Genomic DNA, 22570 nt, shown 5'->3' on the forward strand with positions numbered 1-22570 from the left:
TCGGGTCACTCAGGTCGTCGGTCCCGGTCGGGCCCGCGGCCGATCTTGCTGAAACCGTCCCGGTAATCCCGAGGTGGGCGACGGCTGGCGGTTCGGAGTGCGCAATGCCCGTTGTGTTGACCATGGCGATGCCCAGCGTGGACACGACGGCCGATGCGACGCCAGTGCGGCGCAGCTGCGCCAGCGACGCTGCCCGCCGGCCGAGGCCCAACGCCATCCCACGCCTGGCGGGTCTACCGTGGCCGCGGTGCCGTGCGGAGCTGTGGGTGGGGGGTTGCGACAACCCGGACTCACGCTCCTGTTGGTCGACAAGGCTCCTGTCGCAGCACTACGCGACGGGAGGGGGGGTCCCGTAAACCGATTACGACGCTACACCGGCTAAACCGGACTTTGATGCCACCCCCGACCAGACAGGCGTAGCAGTGGTAGGTGTAATATAGGTAGTTTTCCGTCGCCGGCGTAGGCGACGCAATTCGATCAGGTCGGATGGGACCCGGCCCCGCGACGCCGTGTCCCTCTTGCCGGTCCCTCTTACAGCGCTTCGGTCCGTGCCGCAGTCGCTGGCTGACTCCTTTTGTGGCTGCCCTGGCCGCCCCGACCGGCGGTGGGATGTTCCGCGTCATCGTCGAGATGGGCCAGCATGGTCGCAATCTGATGGACGACGTCGAGGTTGAACGGCAGCGAATGATGGCCGACACCGGGAAGGCGAACATTGCGGACGCTGAGGTCTGGATGGTGAAGAAGGGCTGACTCGGTTGGGCGGATCACTGTGTCCAGATCGCCGGAAAACGCCAGGAAACGCGTTCGGCAACCCGCGGCCGGTTCGGCCAGTTCCCGGATCACGTCCGAATCGGGGCGTAGCTGACGCAGCAGGGTGTACGGCAGCATCGGGGGGACCATCCGGGCGAGACGGGTACCTTCATGTGGGGTTCCCAGCGTCACGAGCGTGTGGACGTGTGTGTCGCCGCCCAGTTTCTGGACATAATAGCGTGCAACGAGGCCGCCGAGCGAGTGGGCGACGATATGTATGCGTCCACAGCCGGTCTGTTCGCACATTGCCTCGACCATCGTGGCAAGCCGGCTGGCCGCTGTCGGAATATCCGAGGTGAACAGAGGCAGGTTCACCGTTGCGACGTATCCGAAGCCGCGTCGGCGCAGCGAACGGTGCAGCCGGGTGAAGATGGACCTGTTGTCGATCAGGCCGTGTACCAGCAGGATCGGTGTGCTCGCAGCTTCGATGTCGCCGACGAGAAGGCCGCGCCGCAGCGGTGAGAGTCCCTCGAGGGTGTAGCGGTCGGCGGGTTCACGCAGTTTTTCTGAGAGGACTCCGACCGGATAGAAGGCGACATGGGTTGCCAGCCAGGTGGCTTCCACGACCATCCCGCGCACCGTTGCGGGTACATCGAGCAGCCCACGTGTCACTTTCGCACCGTGGCGGGCCGTGGTCGTGCCGAAGGATCTGGCGATCCTGGCTACCGCGGTGTCGGTCCGGCCCAGTTGACGTTTTCCGATTACCCCTTCTCCCGTCCGTGCGTGGATAGCCGCGGAAGAACCGGCCAACCGGAACAGTGTGATCATCGGTGGTTGGCGGATCGTGAAACGATCTACCGATCACCCTCTGCGTGACCCCTTGTGCCGCCGGAGGCATTGTGGATCACTAGGACGTCCACTGTGACCGAGAGTACAAACGGACGTGATGGCTGTCGACTGTTTCTCCGCCGGACGTGAGCGGATGACCATGCCGGCCCTGATGGCTGTGCTCCCTGCTGGCTGTGCTGCTTGCAGGCCGTGCTCGTGGTGCGAGCCCGTGCAGGTCAAGCCGGCAACGACGTGCTTCTCCGGGCGTGCGCCGCTAGGGTCTGTCTCCCGGATGTTGATGAGTGCATACGGCGATCCAGGCGGCGAGCCGGCGAGCCGGCCGGGCGTCGCGCTCAGCACCCTGTCATGGAAGTCGATGTCACGGATCGCAAGGAGGCGGCGTGAGCGGAAACGGTGAGCGGATCCGGGTTGTGGTTGCCAAGCCGGGTCTCGACGGCCATGATCGTGGTGCCAAGGTGATCGCGCGCGCGTTGCGGGACGCGGGTATGGAGGTCATCTATACCGGCTTGCATCAGACGCCCGAGCAGATCGTGGAGACCGCCATTCAGGAGGACGCCGACTGCATCGGTCTTTCGGTGCTCTCAGGCGCGCATATGACCCTGTTTGCGCGGTTGATGGAGCTGCTGCGGGAGCGCGGCGTGACCGATATCGTGGTCACCGGTGGCGGAATCATCCCGGCCGCAGACATCCCCGAACTCAAGGCGCTCGGGGTCGCCGAGATATTTACGCCGGGGGCGACGACGGGTCAAATCGTCGACTGGATCCGTTCGCGAGTGGCAGCGGTTCACGCACTCTGATCGCACCGGGGCTGATCCGGGTTGCAGCCGGGCTCTGACCACCTTGAGAGCGCCCTGCAATAAGAGCGTCCGGCAAGAGAGAAGTGGATCAAGGAGTGGGGCCGGGGTAACGGAGCACACGCCCGCCTTTCGCTCCCAGCTGTGATCTTCAGCGTGATCTGGCTGGACGGCCCCGGTGGCGTCTTCGTCGTAGTATCGGGATCGGTGAAACCGGGATCGGTGGCGCCGGGATACGTGTCCGGTAGGCGGATCCGCGCGTGGGGGCAGCGGTTGCGTCCTGGGCGGAGGCTGCGATCGTCACGATCGGGGACGCGTTCGGTGTGATTGCGGTGTCGGCCGCCACAAAGTGCGGCGCCCGATGGTCGATGCGGGTGATGATGGTGCTGTCCCGGACATACGTGACTGTCCGTCGCGGCAGCCAGTGCGGTTGCCGCGACGGACACGTCAGTAGGCTTGGGACGGTTCTCCTCTCCGTGAACCTTCAACCTTCGATCCTGACCACCGATCTCGTATCCGACTGGACGGACTGTGGATCTCTTCGAATATCAGGCGAAGAAGTTGTTCGCCGATCACGGCGTCCCCGTGCCTTCCGGCAAGGTCGCCACGACCCCCGACGAGGCGCGCGCCATCGCCACCGATCTCGGTGGGCGCGTCGTCGTCAAAGCGCAGGTCAAGACCGGCGGCCGGGGCAAGGCCGGCGGAGTGAAGGTCGCTGACGGTCCGGCTGACGCCACCACCAAGGCCGCCGCCATCCTGGGGATGGACATCAAGGGTCATACGGTCCACTCGGTCCTGGTGGAGCAGGCGAGTGACATCGCCGAGGAGTACTACGCCTCCTTCCTGCTCGACCGGGCGAATCGGACGTTCCTCGCCATGTGCTCCCGCGAGGGTGGGATGGAGATCGAGGAAGTCGCCGCGACCAAGCCCGAAGCGCTTGCGCGCATCCCGATCGATCCGCTGACCGGGGTGGACGCAACCGTCGCCCGCCAGATCGCGGTCGCGGCGAAGCTGCCGCAGGCAGCCCTCGACGGCGCCACCGAACTCCTGGTGAAGCTGTGGGACGTCTTCGTGCGGTCCGACGCCACGCTGGTGGAGGTCAATCCGCTGATCCTGACCGCCGACGGCCGTGTGCTGGCCCTGGACGGCAAGGTCAGCCTGGACGAGAACGCATCCTTCCGGCACCCCGATCACACCGGGTTCGTCGATGTCGCGGCGGTGGACCCCCTTGAGCAGCGGGCCAAGGAGAAGAACCTCAACTACGTCAAGCTGTCCGGACAGGTGGGGATCATCGGCAACGGTGCCGGCCTGGTCATGTCCACCCTGGACGTCGTGACCTACGCCGGCGAGGAGTTCGGTGGCCAGCGGCCCGCCAACTTCCTCGACATCGGCGGCGGCGCGTCCGCGCAGGTGATGGCGGACGGCTTGTCGATCATTCTCTCCGACCCCGAGGTCAAGAGCGTGTTCGTGAATATCTTCGGTGGGATCACCGCCTGCGACGCGGTTGCGAACGGTATCGTGCAGGCCCTCGAGATCGTCGGCGATGTCACCACGCCGCTGGTCGTGAGGCTGGACGGCAACAACGCGGACGAGGGTCGACGCATCCTCACCGAGGCGAACCTCGACGTGGTCAGGCCGGTGGACACCATGGACGGTGCGGCGAAGCTCGCCGCCCAGCTCGCCGCGGCTGCGGCCTGAGCGGACGGGAAGAGGCTTCCGACAATGGCAATCTGGCTGGACGAGACGTCCAAGATCCTGGTTCAGGGCATCACCGGCTCCGAAGGACGCAAACACACCGCCCGGATGCTGCGTGCGGGGTCGGTGATCGTCGGTGGTACCAACCCCAAGAAGGCGGGCACTGAGGTCGAGGGCGTTCCGGTCTTCGCGACCGTGGCCGAGACGATCGAGAAGACCGGTGCGAACGTCTCGGTGGTCTACGTCCCGCCCGCGGGAACCAAGGCCGCTGTGATCGAGGCGATCGACACGGGTATCCCGCTCGTCGTGGTCATCACCGAAGGCGTTCCGGTGCATGACACCACCGACTTCTGGGCGTACGCGCAGTCCAAGGGCAACACGACTCGGATCATCGGTCCGAACTGTCCGGGCATCATCAGTCCGGGCAAGTCGAACGCCGGCATCATCCCGGCGGACATCACCCCACCCGGACGCATCGGTCTGGTCAGCAAGAGCGGTACGTTGACCTACCAGATGATGTACGAGCTGCGGGACTTCGGCTTCTCCACCGCCGTCGGTATCGGTGGTGACCCTGTCATCGGCACGACCCACATCGACGCACTCGACGCGTTCCAGGCCGACGATGGCACTGACGCGATCGTGATGATCGGTGAGATCGGTGGTGACGCCGAGGAGCGTGCCGCCGCGTACATCGAGGCTCATATCACCAAACCGGTCGTCGGGTACGTCGCGGGCTTCACCGCGCCGGAGGGTAAGACGATGGGGCACGCAGGGGCTATCGTGTCCGGATCGTCCGGCACGGCTCAGGCCAAGAAGGAAGCGTTGGAGAAGGCGGGCGTGCGGGTAGGCAAGACGCCGTCGGAGACCGCCCGTCTGATGGCTGACGTCATGCGTTCGTTCTGAAACTCCGTGACCGGGTGTGGTCTGTCGCGTCGGCGGCGGGCCACACCCGGTTTTGTCGTTCGCACGGGTGTCGACCGACGACAACACAGCGAGGTGCGTGCCCCGGCCCCGCGACGCCGCGTCTCCTAATTGCCGGGTGCTCTAAGCGTAGCGTTCTGGGGTGCAACGGCTAACGTGGTGGAGGCAGGTCCATCAGGTCACCGTTGATCGCATGAAGTGGGGTCATTCCGTGCCACGTCTCGCCGGCCGCGACGTACCAAATAACGATCTCGGCGTTCTCGTCGCAGGTGCCGTTCTGTTCATCGCCTCGTTATTCGACTGGTTCTCGGTCGGTAGGTTCGGGGAGAATGCGTGGGGAGTGGGGTTCTTCGCCTACGGTGGCGTAGAGCTCGGGCTGCTCGTGGCCGCTCTGGTGGTGGTGCGGACCTTCACCCGCGTTCAGCTGCCGGCGGTGGGTGTCGACTGGGTTCTGATCATCGCAGGGCTGGCAGGGCTCGGCACGATCATGATCATGCTTAAGATGCTGCTGGGTATCGACAACTTCGACCGTGCCGCGGGGCTGTGGCTCGGGCTCATAGCGTCCGTGGCGATCACGGTCTGCGCGGTTCTCAGCGTCCTCGCGAGCGGGTACACCCTGCCAGGGCAGGGCTCTCGCGGTCGCTCGCAGTTCCCCCCAGCCCCCGGGGCTCAGTACGACGCCTCGGGTCGTCCGATACCCGGTGGGTATGGCGAGCCTGGCGCTTACGGGCAACCGCCCCAGAGTGGGTACGGGCAGCAACCGCCGCAGAGTGGGTACGGGCAACAGAGCCCGTACGGCCAGCCTCCGCAGGGTGGTTATGCCCAGCCGCCGCAAGGCGATTTCGGACAGCCGCCCTACGGGCAGCGGGATCAGTAGCACCGGTTGCTGAGCGCCGGTTGCGGAGCTGGTTTCAAATCCGCGGACGTTGTTACGGCGTGTTGGGCATCGGACCGTGCCGTTTGCGTGCGAGCGTCGAAAAATGGCCAATTCGTTCCCACGCGGCCAGTCCCGGTCGCCGGGTGTTCGTCTGCGTGCCGCGTCCCGCGGTGTCACCTCTCCGCGGGCCGGCATGCTCCGGGCCGGCATGCTCCGGGCCGGCATGCTCCGGATGGGCGCCAGCCGGGTCCTTACGGCAGTCCGAGCGGCACGCGGCGATCTTGCGATGGCGGCCATGCCGCCGATCGCAGGGCTCGCCATGACGGAGATCGTGGTCGTACTGTTCTGGGTATCGGACCAGCGGACGCGGGCGGGGGGCGGCGCGGCGGTGCGGGTGGCAGCCGATCTGTGGCTGATAGCCCACGGCACAAGCTTTGCGACGCCTGATGGTGATCTTTCTCTGGTGCCGCTCGGGCTTGCCCTGCTGCCGATCGCGCTGACCGCGCTGGCAGGTCACAGACTTGTCCGAGGCCGGTCGTCATCCGGGGAGGCACCCCGGCGGCGTGATGTCCTGACCGCCGTCCGAGGCCGTGATGCCCGGCTGGCCACGCCGCGTCGGTCTTCGGTCGGCCGGCCCGTAGCCATGGTGGTCGCGTTTTACGCGATCGTCACCGTGGTGACCGCCCTCGCCGCGGATGATCCTGCTGCACATCCGTCGATACCGTCGGCGCTCCTGGGCGCGATGGCGATGAGTCTGACCGGCGCATCGGCAGGTGCCCTCGTCGCCACCTGTGGCCAGTGGCGCCCAGGGGTGACAGCCAGGATTCCCACGGCGGTGCGCACGACCGTCAGCGCGGCGGGCGCCGCCGTCGCCGTACTCATCGCGGCGGGTGCCATGATCACCGCTGGCGTCCTTGCCGTGAACATCCAGAAGATCGCTAGCAGTGCTGACCGCCTCGCCCCAGGCCAGGTCGGAGGTACGGGAGTGCTCTTCGTACACGTGGCCCTGCTACCCAATGTAGTCGTGTGGGCGGCCGCTTACGCGTTGGGACCTGGCTTCGCCACGGGCGTGCACGGGTTCGTCCGGCCCTTCGGGGTTCACCTCGCCGACGTCCCGGAACTGCCTATGTTCGCCGGACTGCCGACAACCGGGGCGTCCGCCCCGGTCTGGCTCGTGTTCGCGCTGGCACCCGTCACAGCCGGCTGTATTGCCGCCCGGATGGTGCGACGGGACGACGGAGCCTGCTCGGTACCGGTATGCCTGGCACGGGTCGCACTGGCGTCGGTGTTGTGTGGGATCGCCATGGCGGCGCTCGCGGCGGCCTCCGGCGGGTCGCTCGGTGCGGGCGAGCTGGCTTCGTTCGGCCCACCGGGAATCCAGGTCGGTCTTGCCGCCACGGCGGAGGTGGGCGTGGCGGCGGTGCTTGCGACCTGCGCAGCGGCTGCTGTTCGTGGCCGGACGTCTCACCGGCTGGAGTCGCGCGAATCTCCGATCACGTCGTTGAAGCGTTGCCGGCAGACCGCCGGGTCCTGGTTCGGGTCCTTCCGACAGTCCTGATAACGGCGCAGGTCGTCGCCGTGTTGCTCGTAGAAGGTCCAGCTGCCGCCGACAAGCAGCAGTGCGATCAAGGCGGACAGCACGCCCAAGGCCATTCCGGCTGTTGCGATGCCGCCGCCTACACCGTGCATCCGCCGCGCGCGGGAACGACCGAGAATGCCGAGGATCACAGCGGCGATGCCCGCCAGACCGCCGATTCCGATCCAACAGGTCACGAGACCGAGCAGGCCGAATGCGAGGGACAGCCGGCCAAGATTGTTGCGTGGCCTGTCCGCGCGATCACCGTTGGTGTCCGGATCGCCGGCGGATCTCGGGTCACCGCCGGTCACGGCGCCGGCCGCGGGCTTTGCGGCATCACCATGGTAGGTCCTCCCAGTTGCGACAACAGACATCATAAGGGGCCGTGGCGTGCACCCGACCAGGGTCTGTGGCATCAGGAAATGTCCGACCTCTTCGCTATGGTACGAACATCAGTTCGACTACGGGGAGGTCGCCATGGCTGTCAGCGCCGCCGGGCTGCGGGCCGAGTCGGGGCGCCTGCGGGCACTCGGCTGGTCCTACCGAGGCATCGCCCTGGAGTGGCAGCGTCGCTATCGCCTCAACGCACGGGTCGCCTTTCGGCTCGCGCACGGCTGGACGCAGGAGGAGGCGGCCCGCCGATGGAACGCGCGGTGGTCCGGGGAGGGCCCGCCCAAGACGGGGAAATCCTTTTCCTACTGGGAGATCTGGCCTGGCCGCGGTGGGCGGGCACCGTCGACCCGGACGCTGGCGCGTCTCGCTGAGCTGTACCTCTGCCGACCTGGTGACCTTCTTGACGGGGAGGATTTCGGCCGGCGTGACACGGGCCGCGACGAGCTCTCGGGTCAGCCGGGTCGTGCGGCGGTTCCCGCGATCGTCGGCGATGATCACAGCGACTGCGGGAGGTCTCGTGGGGGCGGGCGGTGTGTCGAGCACGAAGCCGACGTGGGTGACTGCGTTGACCGGGCCGATTCGTGCCCCGAGCCGGCGGCACCGGTCATTCCCGCACCCCGCGCGGGCGGCTTGGCAGCATCCGAAGCCGTCCGGTGACCACGCACGTGGTGGATGCGCGCGAGTCGCCCGACGTCAGTACAGTCGGAACGGTCATGCGTCCACCTGCGAGCCGCCGCCTACCCGTCGTACCGGAGAGTTCCGTGCCCGCACGACTGGTTGTTCTCGCCTCCGGGGTGGGTACCACCTTGCAGGCCGTGCTGGACGCATGCAAAGACCAATCTTTTGGTGCCGAAGTCGTTGCTGTGGGCACCGACCGCTACGGCACCGGAGCGCAGGAGCGGGCGGCCGCGGCTGGCGTTCCCTGGTTCGTCGTCCGCTTGGAGGACGCCGTGGACAGGGAAGCATTCAACGCGGCCACTGCGGAGAAGATCGCCGTGTACGCTCCCGATCTGTTGGTACTCGCCGGCTACATGAAGATCCTGGACAGACAGGTTATAGCGCGCTTTCGGACGGTGAACACCCATCCGTCCCTGTTGCCTGCGTTCCCGGGGGCGCACGCCGTAGCCGACGCGCTCGCGCACGGGGTCAAGGTCAGCGGAGTGACGGTGCACTGGGTTGACGAGGGCGTCGATACCGGGCCGATCCTTGCGCAGGCGGCGGTGGTGCTGGCGGAATCCGAGACGGAAGAAACTCTGCGTGCACGCATCCAGGCGGTGGAACGCGTTCTGTACGTGGAGACGATCGGCCGGATCGTCCGGTCAGAGGAGGGGACATGACGTCCGCACAGAGTCAGCAGACCTCCGCTGTCGGCGAGTTGGTCGCCACCGGCCGGCGTCCCATCCACCGTGCGCTGGTCAGCGTCTACGACAAGGCTGGCTTGCCGGAACTCGCGGCCGCGTTCACCGACGCCGGAGTGGAGGTCATCTCCACCGGGTCCACCGCGCAGGTGCTCGCCCGCCACGGCTTGGCCGTGACGCCGGTGAGCACCCTCACCGGTTTCCCCGAGGTACTCGGCGGCCGGGTGAAGACCCTGCATCCACGGGTGCATGCCGGCCTGCTCGCGGATCTACGCAACGTCGAGCACGCCAAGGCGCTCGCGGAACTCGACATCGAGCCTTTCGACCTCGTCGTGTCGAACCTCTATCCCTTCCGGGAGACGGTCGCCGGCGGTGCATCCGAGGACGAGGCGGTCGAACAGATCGACATCGGCGGGCCGGCGATGATTCGTGCCGCGGCGAAGAACCATCCGTCGGTGGCCGTTGTCGTCTCGCCGGCGGACTACCCCGAGCTCATCGCCGCGATCCGGGCCGGCGGCTTCGAGCTCGATGCGCGGCGTCGCCTTGCCGCGCGCGCTTTCGCGCACACCGCCGCATATGACGTCGCGGTTGCGTCGTGGTTCGCCGGGGTCCTCGCGCCTGATGAGATCGCACGCGAGTCGGGTTGGCCGGAAACGGTCGCCGCGGTATGGCGACGGGAGGAGGTCCTGCGCTACGGGGAGAACCCCCACCAGCGGGCCGCGCTGTACGTGGCGGATGACGGCGCGCCCGGGCTTGCGGGCGCCCGGCAACTGCACGGTAAGCCGATGTCGTTCAACAACTACACCGACGCCGAGGCGGCTCGGCGCGCTGTGAGCGACTTCCACGGGCCATGCGTGGCCATCGTCAAGCACGCGAATCCCTGTGGCCTGGCGATCGGCGGCGATGTCGCCGAGGCTCATCGCAAGGCGCACGCATGTGATCCCGTGTCCGCCTTCGGTGGGGTCATCGCGACGAACAGATCGGTCAGCGTCGCCTTGGCTGAGCAGATCGCGGAGATATTCACCGAGGTCGTCGTGGCACCCGGCTATGCGGACGGCGCTGCGGAGATCCTGTCCCGCAAGCCGTCGATCCGCCTGCTGGAATGCCCGCTGTCGCCGGATCCGCACGGCGTTGAGATGCGCCAGATCTCCGGTGGGTTGCTGGTGCAGTCCCGTGACGTTCTGGACGCGGCTGGTGACGACCCTGCCGGTTGGACGCTGGAAGCGGGCGCGCCCGCCGACGAGGCGACCATTGATGATCTTGCATTTGCTTGGAAGGCTATCCGTTCAGTCAAGTCGAACGCGATTCTGATAGCCCAAGGCGGCGCAACGATCGGCGTGGGAATGGGACAGGTCAATCGAGTGGATGCCGCGATGCTGGCGGTGGCCCGCGGCGGTGAGCGGGTGAGGGGTGCTGTGGCTGCAAGCGACGCGTACTTCCCTTTCCCGGACGGGCTGCAGGTGCTCGTCGACGCCGGCGTCCGCGCGGTTGTCGAACCGGGTGGATCCATGCGTGACGACCAGGTGATAGCCGCTGCGCGGGAAGCGGGGATGACGCTCTACTTCACCGGCGTCCGCCACTTCGCACACTGACGGCATTGTGCAGCCTGACAAGATTGTGCATGTTGACGGCATTGTTCATGCGAACGGCATTGTGCATGCTGCCAGCATTTCTCCTGTCACCGGAAACGGCGCCCGAAACCGACGAAGCCCGACCACACCGTGGTAATCAGGTCGGGGTGCGCGTGTTCGGCGTTGGTGCCGTCCGGACCATCGGTGTCCGGCCGAACGGCACCAACGTTTCACGAGATGGAGGTGGTGGTGGACTCCGCCACCGCGCCTCGCCGCGCGCTTGCTGAGGTGCCGTTTGATGACGCCGGGATTGAACCTCCGGGTGCGTCGTCGTTGGGTACATAACGCTGCGCAACCCAGTCCAGCGCCTCCCGCCAGCTGGCGCCATACAGGACCGAGATCCTGTCCGCCGTCTGCCGCGCGAGAGCCTGGACGAACACCCGGTCATCGCTGTCGAGATGTCGGGCATCTCCGAAGGTCTCCCAAGCCCGGAACATCAGTTCCTGCAGTTTCTTGCTGTGTGGCGTTTCGTCTGCCACGGCCCACTCCCTCCCACTCCGGGGACTTGCGGCGGAATTCTGCCCTAGTCAGGCACGACGCCTGCACTCGGGGGGTAGTCCCGGTTGTGAATCCGGTGCGGCGATCGTGACGATACGGCCGTCTCGTGCGATTTGCCCGGTGCGGGCAGACCGTTTTCGTGCCTGACCGGTAGCTCTTTTCAGGTGCATCGCACCAGGTCAGGCGGGTAACTTAGTGGTCGGCACCGGCAGACCCTGGACGAACTTCCGGCGCCGACCACCTAGGGTCGGGGTGAGCGGGTTGGAAACCGTATACGGGCGGGAGGGGACCGAGCATCGGGCGGCGAACCGGGCGGGTGTCCGCCACGCTGCCATGAACCTGCGACATCGTCGGTCCGCGCCGCGGTGGTGGTCGTGGCCGAGGCGGGAGCCGGTCTTCGCCGGCGTGCTCGGCGTCGTCGGTGTCGCCCTCGTGGTCGTGGCCGCGAGTCACTGGCGGCGGGGCCTGGTCGGGCTCGGGGCGGCGCTGCTTGCCGGCGCACTGCTACGGCTGTTTCTGCCGACCCGGCGGGTCGGGTTACTCGTGGCGCGCGGCAGGGTGTTCGATGTCACCACGCTCGCACTGCTCGGAATAACGATCATCGTTGTGACGCTCGCGGTGCCGGCCGGGGGCTCGTGAGCCAAGGCGCCCCCCGGCCCGCCGGGCAGCTGCTCGGGCCTGCGGGAAGGGCGTAGTGTCACATACGACCTGAAGCCGACCCGTACGGATGCCACCGCGGTGGGACGGCGGAATACGTCGACGCCATCATCGAGAAGTTGGGGAGCTGACAGCCGATGGCTGGGAAGGTGACTGTGGTCGGAGCCGGTTTTTACGGCTCCACGACCGCGCAGCGCCTCGCCGAGTACGACATCTTCGACACGGTCGTGCTGACGGACATCATCGAGGGCAAACCGCAGGGAATCGCCCTCGACCTGAATCAGTCGCGCCCGGTCGAGGGTTTCGAGACCACGGTGATCGGAACGAACGACTACGACGACACCGAGAGCTCGGACGTCGTGGTCATCACCGCCGGGCTGCCCCGCAAGCCTGGTATGAGCAGGATGGACCTCATCGAGGTCAACGCGAAGATTGTCCGGCAGGTTTCGGAGAACATCGCGAAATCGTCGCCTGACGCCGTCGTCGTGGTGGTTTCCAACCCGTTGGACGAGATGACCGCGCTCGCCGCCAACGTTCTGGGGTTCCCCCGGAGCAGGGTCATCGGCCAGGCTGGGATGCTCGACACCGCACGCTTCACCAACTTCGTCGCGGTGGAGCTGGGTGTACCGGTGAAGTCGGTGCAGACCCTCACCCTGGGCTCGCACGGTGACACCATGGTGCCGGTTCCGTCCCAGTGCACGGTGGACGGTAGGCCGCTCACGGAGTTGTTGCCCGCCGACACGATCGATGCGCTGGTCACCCGGACCCGCAACGGCGGTGCCGAGGTGGTCGCGCTCCTCAAGACCGGGTCGGCTTACTATGCGCCGTCCGCTGCCGCCGCCCGGATGGTGAAGGCCGTGGCGCAGGACTCCGGCGCGGTCATGCCGGTGTGCGCGTGGGTGAATGGCGAGTTCGGTATTTCCGGGGTCTATCTGGGTGTGCCCGCCCAGATAGGTCGCGGGGGTGTGAAGAAGGTCGTCGAAATAGACCTGTCCGCAGCGGAGAAGGCTGCGCTCGTCACCGCCGCGGAAGCCGTCCGAGTCAAGCAGGCGGATGTGGCAAGCCTGTAATCCTGTTGGGAATCTCGCCAGAGACCGTGCCAGGAACCGTGTTGGGGCCGGCCGGGATTCCTGCCGGATCGGTGCATCCGATCCGGCAGGCCAGGCCCGCCCGGCAGCTGCTATCCGGGCAGAGCCAGCTTTCGCAGCGCAAGGCGCGCCACCGATGCGGTCGGGATGGTTCCCCGCCCAAGACCGATCTCGACCAGGTTGTCGTACAGTTCGGTCCGGTGGCGTGCTGCCCGGACGGCTGAGTCCATGAGGGTTCGACGGCGGCCGGCAAGCCCGGCCAACAGGGCGGTGTGCCGCAGATGTCGGCCCAGCTCCCGATCAAGGGCTTTGCGGTACGCTGCGCCGGCTCGGGCCGGCGTGGCGGTCACAGCGGCCGCACCAGCCAGCGACCCGGACAGCAGTGCATAGTAGATCCCCTCGCCGGTCAGCGGATTGATCAATGATGCGGCGTCCCCGGCGAGCAGAACCGGACCATCGGGCTGACGGGGTCGCCACGTCGACAGGGGCAGATGGTGGGCGCGCAGCGTCCCCGGATGCGCTGGTTGGTCGGGCAACATCCGGGCCAGCGTGCCGTGCAGGACGGTGCGACCCGCGGCGTCGCCGTGCAGCGCGGCGAGCTTCGATCGCAACATCCCGTAGCCGATGTTGGCGCGGCCGTCGCCGATCGGAAATGACCAGGCATACGCCGGCCAGCCCTCGTCAGTCATCTCGATGAGCTGTTCGGGCGGACCGCTGGTATGCGGCGCGTCGGCATACCCCCGCACGGCGATGGCCAGCGCCTCCGGTGGGTTCGGCCCGATGCCCAGGGCGCGCCGGGTAGTCGAATTCGCACCGTCGGCGCCGACCACCACCCGTGCTCGCAGGTCACCGTTGACGACCACCACCGGCTCGTCCACGCTGCCGCCGGCTACGACGGATCGCGCGCGTCGGCGTAGGAGCACGGCTCCCCGGGCGCGGGCGGCGGCGACGAGTCGCGCGTCAAAGACCGTACGGGGTACCACGTGGTTCGCCCGTCGGCACGGGGTGGCCACTTCCGCGCCGCCGGGGGTCCGCAGCCGCATCCGATCCACCGACCGGTAGCCGGCCACGGCATCGGACACGCCGAGAGCACGCAGGACGTCCAGGCCGTGCGGGGCTATGCCGTCGCCGCACGCCTTGTCCCGGGGGAAGTCCGCGGCATCCATCAGCACCACGCGGGCATCCGGGCGGAGCTGTAGTGCGCGCAGCGCCGCGGCGCAGCCCGCTGGTCCGGCGCCGAGGATGAGGAGGTCCGCGACCTCGGACAATCCGACCGGAGCGCACGGATCGGCGGCACCAGCGCTACCGGCGGCCGCACGGGCCGCTGCCGACGGGACGCCGGGTTCGGATGCGGTCATGGCATCGGGAGGTGTCGGTGTCGCCACATCCGCCCAGTCTCTCAGCGAGCCCGGCGAGCGTCCGGCCGGCCGGGTTCGTACAGTTCGGCAGGTGGATGCCCTCATGCAGGTGGATTCCTGGCCGGTCGATAACGCGGCCGTTGCCGTGCTGGTGCGCGACGCCTTCGGCCACGTCGCGGTACGTGGGTCGGTCGGCGTCGTCGACAGATCGTTCCGGTTGGCATCGGTGTCGAAGGTGCTCTCCGCCTACGCCGCGCTGATCGCGGTGGAGGAGGGTGCCATCGGCCTGGACGATCCGGCCGGTCCCCCGGGTTCGACCGTGGCCCATCTCCTCGCCCACACGTCGGGCCTGGGTTTTTCCGGCACCCGGGCGGTGACCCGGCCCGGAGCACGGCGGGTGTATTCGAACACCGGCTTCGACGTGCTCGGGGAGACGGTGGAAAAAGCGTCCGGAATCGCTTTCGGTGACTACCTCGCCGAGGCCGTGTTCAGGCCGCTGGGTATGACGGCGTCTGCGCTGGCGGGCTCGCCGGCTTATGCGGTGTCATCGACACTGGCCGATCTGCTCCTTTTTGCCGGCGAACTGCTGACGCCGCGGTTGCTCGCTCCGCAGACATTCACGGCGGCGACCTCGGTGGCTTTTCCCGGTGCCGCCGGGGTACTGCCCGGGTTCGGTGTGCAGAACCCGAACGACTGGGGACTCGGCTTCGAGATCCGCGGCCGGAAAAACCCGCACTGGACGGGCAGCGCAAATTCACCGGAGACTTTCGGTCATTTCGGCCGGAGCGGAACTTTTCTCTGGGTTGATCCAGCACTGGACGGTGCGTGCGTGGGCCTGACCGATCGTGAATTCGGTTCCTGGGCGGCGGATGCCTGGCCGACGTTGTCCGACGACGTGGTGGCGGCCGTTGGCGCCGGCGACGGGGAGTCGACGGCTCGGTTGACATGATCGGTGTGGTCGGTCGGTGGGCTCCCGGAGCCGGCACCGCGAATCACGAACCCTGCCATCTCCTCGACGAGGCGCGCTCTGGTCGGATGCTGTCGGCCGGCGGGAAACAGCACGTCGTCCAACACGGTGGCGCCGTAGACGAGCGCTACGGTGAACCGAACGGACAGCGCCACGTCGACCACGGGGGCGTCGAGTACAGCCATTTCGGCCTCGATCTCCCGTTCCAGCTTGTCGAAGACCTCCTGGAGAAACGCGCCGACGCGGGTGCGAAGTTCGGGCGAACCGCCACTCGGCCCCCCGGGTAGCGCCAGCAACAGTTTGTGGTTGTCAATAAGCAGAACGTAGAGACCGCCGACGAAGTCCCGGGTGTTCTGCTCGGCGCTCCTGGTGCCGTGGCCGTGCTCGATCCATCGCCGCACGTACGCGGCGACGAAGTCGTAGAACGGCCGGTAGACGGCCTCGATGAAGAGGTTGGCCTTGGTGTCGAAGTGCCGGAACACCAACGCCTGGGTCACGCCGGCGCGGGCGGCGATCTCCCGGGTGCTGACCTGTTCGTAGCCATGTTCGCCGAAGAGCTCCCGGGCGGCGCCCAGGACCAGCGAGCGGACAGTCGCCGAGCTGCGTCGGGACCGGGAGCCCTGGGTCACCCAACCATGATGACCGACGACCGCCCGTTCGCCGGGGCCGACGTCCACCGATCAAGTTAGATAGCAGCGATATCTTGACACTAGATGATCATTTGTCCACTGTGAGGTACGCAACATCTCCACGGCAGGAGCGGTAGTCCGCATGAGAGTGAGGCCAGGGCATGACCGATGTGCAGGAGCGACACGTCATCGCGGATCCAACGGTGGCGCCGCACGTCCCGGAGGCGCTCGTGCGCGACTTCGACTACAAGCACGATCCTGCGTATACACGGGATCCCTTCGGTTACCTGATGAGGTATCGCGATGAAGGGATCTTCTGGAGCCCGGCCGACGGCGGCTACTGGGTGGTGACCAAGGCGGAGCTGATCCGCGAGATCGTGCAGGATCCCGAGGTGTTCTCCAACCAGTACAGCCTGGGCGGCATCCCCCCGGCCAGGTTCTGGCCCCGTCCGGGTATCCCCGACGAGCTGGATCCGCCCGAGCATCGGGAGTTCCGCAACGCGCTGTCCCCGCACTTCGCGCCGAGGGCGGTGGTCTCGCTGGTGCCCGGAGCCCGCGACTTTGCCCGCAATCTGTTAGCGGGGGTTGCCAAGCGTGGTCATTGCGACCTCATTCGGGACTTCGCCCTGCCCTTGCCCACCCAGGTCTTCGCGAGCTGGTTCGGGCTCCCGGAGGAGGACTGGCCACGGCTCGAGGGGTGGATCTCCGATCTGGTGCGCAAAGTCCCGCTCGAACAGCGGGTGGCCTCAGGGGGTGCGCTCGCGGCCTACCTCATCGGGTTCGTCGATGCGCGATGGGAACAGGACAACGGTGACCTGTTCAGCGAGGTCCTGAAGGCGCGTGTCTTCGGACGCCCACTGACCAGGGAAGAGGCCCTCGACACCGCCTACCAGCTCTGCCTCGCCGGGCTGGACACTGTCACCGAGTCGATCGGATGGGCCTTCCACCATCTGGCGACCCACGCCGAGCTACAGGAGACGATCGCCGCGGAGCCCGCGCTGATCCCCGACGTGGTGGAAGAGCTGCTGCGCCAGTATTCCTTCATCAGTACTTCCCGTTACGTCACCCGGGACATCGACTTCCATGGGGTGCGGATGCACGCAGGCGACAGCGTCGACGTGCCCACCGCGTACGGCAGCCGCGACGCGGCCGAATGCCCGTTTCCCGACCAGGTCGACGTCACTCGGAAGGCCATCCGTCAGATGGCCTTCGGCGCCGGTCCGCACCGCTGCCTCGGCGCCCATCTGGCTCGGCACGAGTTGGTGATCGCCCTGGAGGAGTGGCACGCGGTTATTCCCTCTTACCGGCTGTCCGAAGCCAGCCCGGTCATCAGGCACGGCGGCGGTGCTCCCGGTTTTGACAGCCTGCCACTGGTCTGGGCTACCGCGCGTTCCTGACCGCTCACGACACCCAGGAGAATCGCATGCGGGCGCAGGTTGATCCTTCGTTGTGCGTCGGGCACGGTCGCTGCAACGCCTACGGGACGGACGTCTACGGGCTCGACGATGCCGGCTACTGCCATATTGGGCACGCGGTGGTGCCCACGGCCCTTGAGCAGCAGGCGCGCGACGGGGCAGCGGCGTGTCCCGAGCGCGCGATCTCGTTATCCGAATGATTGCTTCCACTTTTCCGAGGAGTACAGGTGAGGCTTGAAGACAAAGTCGTCGTCATCACCGGCGCCGGGTCCGGGTTAGGACGGGAAAGCGCCCTGCTGTTCTCGCGTGAAGGCGCCACGATCGTCGTCACCGACATCATCGAACAACGGGCAAAGGACGTCGCGAGCCTGATCGGTGAGAGTGGTGGTCGGGCGCTGGCAGTCCGGACCGATGTCACGGTGGAAAGCGAGGTCGCCGCTGCAGTCGCCTTCGCCGTCGAGCATTTCGGCCGCCTCGACGTCATGTTCGCCAATGCCGGGGTCACCGTGCCGGGTCAGGGCACTGTCGCGCTCGAGGACACCACCGAGGAGAGCTGGACGCACGTTCACGACACCAACCTCAAAGGTGTCTTCTTCTCCGTCAAGCATGCGGCCCGGGTGATGAAGACCCAGGGTGGTGGGACGATCGTGGTCACCTCGTCGGCGTCGTCCCTGGCGGCGTACCCGAGTTTCACGATCTACACCGCGAGCAAGGGCGGCGTGAACGCGCTCGTCCGGGGTGCCGCGTTTGACCTCGGCGGCTACGGCATACGGGTTAACGCGCTCTGCCCTACGCACGGCATGTCCGTGAATTTCGGGCTCCCCCTGAACGCTGAGGTGCTCGGCAGGTCCTACGAGGAGGTGGCTGGTCCCTGGAACCCGGACTACGCCCCGATGCCCCTGAAGCTGCGTCGTCCCCCGAACCTGCTCGACAACGCCTACGCCGCGCTCTTCCTGGCCTGCGACGAGTCCGCGTACATGTCCGGGGTCTGCTTCCCGACGACGGACGGCGGCACGCTGGGGCGCGTCGCGATCCAGTTCCCCGAGGGCTGGGAACTGGCCCAGCAGGCCGCCTTCGTCGCTGCTTCACAAGATTCTCCCGTTCCGTCGGTTAGTGGCGAGCCCGATGCGGGCGGCTAGGGCGCGCCTGATGGATGTTGGTCGATGCGATCGAAGATCCATCAGACATGCCTTAGTGGTCGGCGCCGGACGTGACAGGGACGTCCTTGATGGGTAGTTAGGTCCGGTGGACAATCCGATCAACGCGGTCCGTTCCGGAGTGCGGAAGGCATCCGGTGCCGCTGGTGCCGTGCGCCGTCGGCGGCCCTTCATCGACCATGTGCTGCGCGCCTACCACCGGTACACCGAGGACGGCGGCGACCGGCTTTCGGCTGCCGCGACGTACTTTGCCTTCCTCTCGTTCTTCCCTTTGGTCGCCCTGGCCTTCTCGATCGCGGGCTTCGTGGTCGACAGCTATCCAGATGTCCGGCAGGCGCTGACCAGGCAGATCAACGACTATCTACCGGGACTTGCGGACAAGCTGGACATCGCCAGCATCGGCAACGCGAAGGTGGGTGTCGGTCTGATCGGCCTGGTCGGTCTGCTGCTGGCCGGGCTGGCATGGATCGACGCGCTGCGGGACGCGATCAGGATCATGTGGCATCAGGACGTGGAGGTCGGCAACGTCGTGGTCCGCCGGGTGAAGGACGTCGGCGTCCTTGCCGGGCTCGGTCTCATCAGCTTCGCGTCGATCGCGGTGACCAGCGTTGCCACCTCGGTCTCGGGGACGTTTCTGCACTGGATCGGGCTCGCTGGCAGTACTGCGGCGACAGCGGTGACGTCGATACTCGCTGTCGTCGTCGCGTTGGCCCTGGACGTGGCACTGTTCCTCTGTCTGTTTGTCTGGCTGCCGCGGGTCACCGACCACCGCCGTGCGCTGCGGGGGGCGCTGTGCGGCGCGATCGGGGTGGAGGTGCTCAAGGTTCTCGCGACCTCGCTGGTCGGCATGACCACCAGAAACCCCGTCTACGGGACGTTCGCGGTGATCGTCGGGCTGTTGATCTGGATCAATATCATGATGCGCTGGACGTTGCTGGTCGCGGCGTGGACGGTGACCGCGCCCTACTCGTCCGATGTCGCACCGTCGGGTACCGCTGTGCCGGCTGGTACCGCTGTGCCGGCCGGGAAGGCAGCTGATGCCGAGCTGTCACCGGGCTCGATACGCAGCCCGGGTGCCGGGGTTCCGTCCTCGCCGCCACCTCGTCGATGAGGCACGAGCCGGACGCGGGATGTGGAGGCGTTTCCCGAGCTCAAGACGTGGGCTGCGTGGATGGGTGGTCGGGCTGCCATGCCGGGCAGTGCGTCCATGTTCGGGAACGCGTCAATGTTGGGAACAAGGTGGCGACGTATAAGTCGTCGACTCAGCGCGAATAGTCCAACCAGCAGCGTGACCACAACGGCGATCCACGTGACCGGACCTATCGGGTGGTCGCCGATATCCCGCCGTTGTGGCTGTTTCGCAGAATAATCGTGCGTGCCGCTGTCATGCCGACCTCCGGTTCCCGATTCAGCACCGGCGGCGGCCCGCTGCCGCAGGCCGTCCACGGTTGACCCGTCCGGAACCATCGCGACGTCGCGGTCGTCGTCGCTCGTCGCGACAAGGTGTCCGACCGGACCGATTGTGTCGACGTTCGCGAATCCCCAGTCGAGCAGTTCCCGGGCCTCCTTGGTATAGGCCGGATCCGCCCGCAGCATCGTGAGGATGAGCGTGTGACCGCCGCGCCGGACGGCTCCGATGTAGGTGGCGCCCGCCGCGGCGGTGTATCCGTTCTTGACGCCGATCGTTCCCGGATACGAGGCGAGCAGGTCATTGTGGTTCTGGATTTCGAACGATGTGCCGGGCCGGCCGCGGACGGTCGCCCGTGGGATGGTCAGGAACCTGCCGACGATGGGACTGTCGAGCGCGGCCCGGCCGAGCAATGCAAGATCGTATGCTGATGTCGTCTGCCCGGGTGCGTCCAGGCCGCTTGGATCCCCTGCCGTTGTGTCGCGCGCGTTCAGGTCGGCCGCGGTCCGGTTCATCAGTACGACCGTGGCGTCGGTTCCGCCGGCGGCTTCGGCGAGTGCGACAGCGGCATCGTTACCGCTAGCGACGATCATTGCCGTGGCGAGTTCCGCGACCGTGTAGGCCATGCCCGGGACGAGACCCACCCGCGTTCCGTCGACCGACGCAGCCGCAGTACTGATCGTCACCGCCTGGGCAGGCGACAGCCGCGGCAGCACGGCGAGTGCGGTTAGGATCTTGAGCGTGCTCGCCGGCAGGTGGGGACCGTGGGCGTCTCGAGCCGCGAGGACCGCTCCGCTGTCGGCGTCGGCGATGAGCCAACTCGCGGCGGTGGTGTCGGGGGGCGGGGAAGACGCTCGCGAACCGACCACCACACCGACGCTCGCCAGCACCGGACCGCCGAGGAGGTTCGGGCTGGCTGGCCTCGGTGCCGGTGCCGGTGCGGGCTCGGAAGCGGCCGCCGCCGTGGTCGAGAGCGCGGCGATCAGCCATGTCACCAGGGAGACGACCAGCAGCACGGAACGTGTCGCGCGCAAGCGTTCGCGAGTCCGAGGCACCTGATGGAGATTACTGTCAGTCACAGTTATGTGAAGCGAGAGGGCTGGCCGTGTCGTACCGAAGCGTGCTGGCGGTACCGAGTTGCACCGAGTTATCACTCCAGTCGGGCCTGACGGATGACAACTGAGGAACAACTGATTGGCGTCCACTCGTGACGGCTTCTCAGTTAGGTCTCAGTTAGGCCTCAGATCGACTAGCCTGAGACCGTGCGGGATCTCCTCATCGCTAGAGGTCAACTCGACTGGTCCGCGCAGCCGTGTGGCTACCATGGTATCGACGCGTTGTCTCACCTCGAACTCGGACGGTTGCGCGATTATCTCGCGGCCGCGGACAAGGGCGATCTTGCTGGGCAGGATGACCTGCGGGTGCTGACCGCTCTGCGATTGCTGACCCCCGCCGGAGAGCTGACCTATGCCGGCCTGTTGCTACTCGGCCGGCAGGATGCGCTGCGGCAACTGCTACCCGGACATGGTTATTCCTTTCAGTACCGGCCGTCGAGCGGCTCGGAAGCGACCAGTCGGGTTCGGGAGGAGCAGCCGGTCCTTGCGGGTATCGAGCGCATGCTCGGCCTGGTCGAAGCGCATGCCGCGTTCCGCCCGCTCAACATCTCCGGCGGCATCCAACTGCAACTCGTCGACTACCCGCAGAACGCCGTGCGTGAGCTGGTCGTCAACGCCTTCCTCCACCGGTCGTATGAGACCCACGGCACGGTGGATGTGGAGCATTCCCCGGAGGCGCTCATTGTGACAAGCCCCGGGGGATTTCTTCCCGGGATCACGCCGGATAATGTTCTCAGCTATCCTTCGACGCCTCGTAATCGGCTGCTTACCGAGGTCTTTTCAATGCTTCGGCTTGCCGAACGCACCGGTCAAGGAGTCGATCGCGCATTTCGTGAGCTGTTGCGGGTGGGCAAGGAGCCGCCGACGTTCACCGATCTCGGTACCTCGGTCCGTGCCGTGGTCCGTGGTGGCATAGGCGACGACGCCTTCGTCGGTTACGTCTCAACGCTGCCCGCCCAGGCGGGTCGGGACGTCGAAATCCTGCTGACCCTGTCCTACCTGCGGACCCGCCAGTCGGTGGACGCGGTTACCCTGGCTCGGGTGGTGCAGCGCCCGGCGCCGGAAAGCCAGGAGGTGCTGGCCCGCATGGTCGCCTTGGAACTGGTCGAAACGACCAGGCGAACGGCGGGCCGGCCGTTGCCCACCTACCGGCTACGCCCCGCCGCGCTCGCCGGGCTCGGGCGCGCTGTTCGTTACCACCGCCAGGGCCCCGCGCAGACGGACGAGAAGGTGCTCGAACATGTCCGTGAGTACGGGTACGTCACCAACCGTACGCTGCAGCGGATGTTCGACGTGACCATGTTCGGCGCCCGGGACATGCTCGCCGACCTGCGCCGCCGTGGTGTCCTGTGCAAGATTGGCGATGCCCACGGCGGCACCGGGGTCCGCTACGGCCCGGGCGACGCATTCCCACGCCGTTAGCCTTGCTCCACC

At 67.0% G+C, this 22570-nt stretch carries 20 protein-coding genes and 3 pseudogenes; 16 read left to right on the forward strand and 7 right to left on the reverse strand.

Annotation, left to right across the window (positions count from 1 at the left end; all coding sequences use genetic code 11):
• Nucleotides 1-217, reverse strand: a pseudogene (locus U9978_RS03355) (M23 family peptidase); the annotation flags it as partial.
• A gap of 314 nt (nucleotides 218-531) precedes the next feature.
• A complete protein-coding gene (locus tag U9978_RS03360; protein ID WP_322759533.1) occupies nucleotides 532-1422 on the reverse strand; it encodes an esterase/lipase family protein in 891 nt (296 codons plus the stop codon).
• Nucleotides 1423-1979: 557 nt separating this feature from the next.
• Between U9978_RS03360 and U9978_RS03365 the strand changes: the two genes are divergently transcribed.
• The 5 genes from U9978_RS03365 to U9978_RS03385 all read left to right on the forward strand — a co-directional run bounded on the left by U9978_RS03365 (nucleotide 1980) and on the right by U9978_RS03385 (nucleotide 7444).
• Nucleotides 1980-2396: a cobalamin B12-binding domain-containing protein gene (locus U9978_RS03365; RefSeq protein ID WP_322759534.1), complete on the forward strand. Its 417-nt coding sequence runs from the start codon at nucleotides 1980-1982 to the stop codon at nucleotides 2394-2396.
• A 528-nt stretch (nucleotides 2397-2924) separates the two neighbouring features.
• Complete coding sequence (sucC, locus tag U9978_RS03370) at nucleotides 2925-4091, forward strand: ADP-forming succinate--CoA ligase subunit beta (protein ID WP_322759535.1); 1167 nt, start codon at nucleotides 2925-2927, stop codon at nucleotides 4089-4091.
• Between the two features lie 24 nt (nucleotides 4092-4115).
• A complete protein-coding gene (sucD, locus tag U9978_RS03375; RefSeq protein WP_322759536.1) occupies nucleotides 4116-4991 on the forward strand; it encodes a succinate--CoA ligase subunit alpha in 876 nt (291 codons plus the stop codon).
• 229 nt (nucleotides 4992-5220) lie between these two features.
• Complete coding sequence (locus U9978_RS03380; protein ID WP_322759537.1) at nucleotides 5221-5886, forward strand: hypothetical protein; 666 nt, start codon at nucleotides 5221-5223, stop codon at nucleotides 5884-5886.
• A gap of 103 nt (nucleotides 5887-5989) precedes the next feature.
• Nucleotides 5990-7444: a DUF6350 family protein gene (locus U9978_RS03385; RefSeq protein WP_322759538.1), complete on the forward strand. Its 1455-nt coding sequence runs from the start codon at nucleotides 5990-5992 to the stop codon at nucleotides 7442-7444.
• On the opposite strand, the gene U9978_RS03390 is transcribed toward U9978_RS03385, so the two are convergent.
• Complete coding sequence (locus U9978_RS03390) at nucleotides 7351-7878, reverse strand: DUF4190 domain-containing protein (RefSeq protein WP_322759539.1); 528 nt, start codon at nucleotides 7876-7878, stop codon at nucleotides 7351-7353. The genes U9978_RS03385 and U9978_RS03390 overlap by 94 nt on opposite strands.
• Before the next feature lie 61 nt (nucleotides 7879-7939).
• Here U9978_RS03390 and U9978_RS03395 point away from each other — a divergent pair, with 61 nt between their 5' ends.
• From U9978_RS03395 to purH, 3 genes are all read left to right on the forward strand, one after another.
• Nucleotides 7940-8512 (forward strand): helix-turn-helix transcriptional regulator, encoded by a 573-nt coding sequence (locus tag U9978_RS03395; RefSeq protein WP_322759540.1) that lies wholly within the window; start codon nucleotides 7940-7942, stop codon nucleotides 8510-8512.
• A 104-nt stretch (nucleotides 8513-8616) separates the two neighbouring features.
• On the forward strand, nucleotides 8617-9192 hold the full coding sequence (gene purN, locus U9978_RS03400; RefSeq protein ID WP_322759602.1) for a phosphoribosylglycinamide formyltransferase: 576 nt from the start codon (nucleotides 8617-8619) through the stop codon (nucleotides 9190-9192).
• Nucleotides 9189-10805, forward strand: coding sequence for a bifunctional phosphoribosylaminoimidazolecarboxamide formyltransferase/IMP cyclohydrolase (purH, locus tag U9978_RS03405; RefSeq protein ID WP_322759541.1), 1617 nt, complete (start codon nucleotides 9189-9191; stop codon nucleotides 10803-10805). Before purN ends, purH begins: the two co-directional genes overlap by 4 nt.
• A gap of 209 nt (nucleotides 10806-11014) precedes the next feature.
• On the opposite strand, the gene U9978_RS03410 is transcribed toward purH, so the two are convergent.
• Nucleotides 11015-11323, reverse strand: coding sequence for a hypothetical protein (locus U9978_RS03410; protein WP_322759542.1), 309 nt, complete (start codon nucleotides 11321-11323; stop codon nucleotides 11015-11017).
• 280 nt (nucleotides 11324-11603) lie between these two features.
• Here U9978_RS03410 and U9978_RS03415 point away from each other — a divergent pair, with 280 nt between their 5' ends.
• Together U9978_RS03415 and mdh are read left to right on the forward strand one after the other, a co-directional pair.
• Nucleotides 11604-11981, forward strand: coding sequence for a DUF3017 domain-containing protein (locus tag U9978_RS03415; protein WP_322759543.1), 378 nt, complete (start codon nucleotides 11604-11606; stop codon nucleotides 11979-11981).
• Between the two features lie 155 nt (nucleotides 11982-12136).
• Nucleotides 12137-13069 carry a malate dehydrogenase gene (gene mdh, locus U9978_RS03420; protein ID WP_322759544.1) on the forward strand — a complete coding sequence of 311 codons (933 nt, stop codon included), beginning with the start codon at nucleotides 12137-12139 and terminating at the stop codon, nucleotides 13067-13069.
• A 110-nt stretch (nucleotides 13070-13179) separates the two neighbouring features.
• On the opposite strand, the gene U9978_RS03425 is transcribed toward mdh, so the two are convergent.
• Nucleotides 13180-14445 (reverse strand): geranylgeranyl reductase family protein, encoded by a 1266-nt coding sequence (locus U9978_RS03425; RefSeq protein ID WP_322759545.1) that lies wholly within the window; start codon nucleotides 14443-14445, stop codon nucleotides 13180-13182.
• Between the two features lie 91 nt (nucleotides 14446-14536).
• Between U9978_RS03425 and U9978_RS03430 the strand changes: the two genes are divergently transcribed.
• Nucleotides 14537-15394: a serine hydrolase domain-containing protein gene (locus U9978_RS03430; protein ID WP_322759603.1), complete on the forward strand. Its 858-nt coding sequence runs from the start codon at nucleotides 14537-14539 to the stop codon at nucleotides 15392-15394.
• A 467-nt stretch (nucleotides 15395-15861) separates the two neighbouring features.
• Here U9978_RS03430 and U9978_RS03435 read toward each other — a convergent pair.
• A pseudogene (locus U9978_RS03435) lies at nucleotides 15862-16089 on the reverse strand (helix-turn-helix domain-containing protein); the annotation flags it as partial.
• A gap of 113 nt (nucleotides 16090-16202) precedes the next feature.
• Here U9978_RS03435 and U9978_RS03440 point away from each other — a divergent pair.
• From U9978_RS03440 to U9978_RS03455, 4 genes are all read left to right on the forward strand, one after another.
• A complete protein-coding gene (locus tag U9978_RS03440) occupies nucleotides 16203-17438 on the forward strand; it encodes a cytochrome P450 (RefSeq protein WP_322759546.1) in 1236 nt (411 codons plus the stop codon).
• A gap of 26 nt (nucleotides 17439-17464) precedes the next feature.
• Nucleotides 17465-17656: a ferredoxin gene (locus U9978_RS03445; protein ID WP_322759547.1), complete on the forward strand. Its 192-nt coding sequence runs from the start codon at nucleotides 17465-17467 to the stop codon at nucleotides 17654-17656.
• Nucleotides 17657-17683: 27 nt separating this feature from the next.
• On the forward strand, nucleotides 17684-18595 hold the full coding sequence (locus tag U9978_RS03450) for an SDR family oxidoreductase (protein ID WP_322759548.1): 912 nt from the start codon (nucleotides 17684-17686) through the stop codon (nucleotides 18593-18595).
• Nucleotides 18596-18701: 106 nt separating this feature from the next.
• Nucleotides 18702-19724, forward strand: coding sequence for a YihY/virulence factor BrkB family protein (locus tag U9978_RS03455; RefSeq protein ID WP_322759549.1), 1023 nt, complete (start codon nucleotides 18702-18704; stop codon nucleotides 19722-19724).
• A gap of 485 nt (nucleotides 19725-20209) precedes the next feature.
• On the opposite strand, the pseudogene U9978_RS03460 reads toward U9978_RS03455, so the two are convergent.
• Nucleotides 20210-21226 (reverse strand): annotated as a pseudogene (locus U9978_RS03460) (D-alanyl-D-alanine carboxypeptidase family protein); the annotation flags it as partial.
• 57 nt (nucleotides 21227-21283) lie between these two features.
• Between U9978_RS03460 and U9978_RS03465 the strand changes: the two are divergent.
• Nucleotides 21284-22558, forward strand: a complete 1275-nt coding sequence (locus U9978_RS03465) for an ATP-binding protein (protein ID WP_322759550.1) — start codon at nucleotides 21284-21286, stop codon at nucleotides 22556-22558.
• Nucleotides 22559-22570: the final 12 nt, after the last annotated feature.

This window comes from Protofrankia sp. Cr2 (genome assembly GCF_963555885.1).
GTDB lineage: Bacteria > Actinomycetota > Actinomycetes > Frankiales > Frankiaceae > Protofrankia.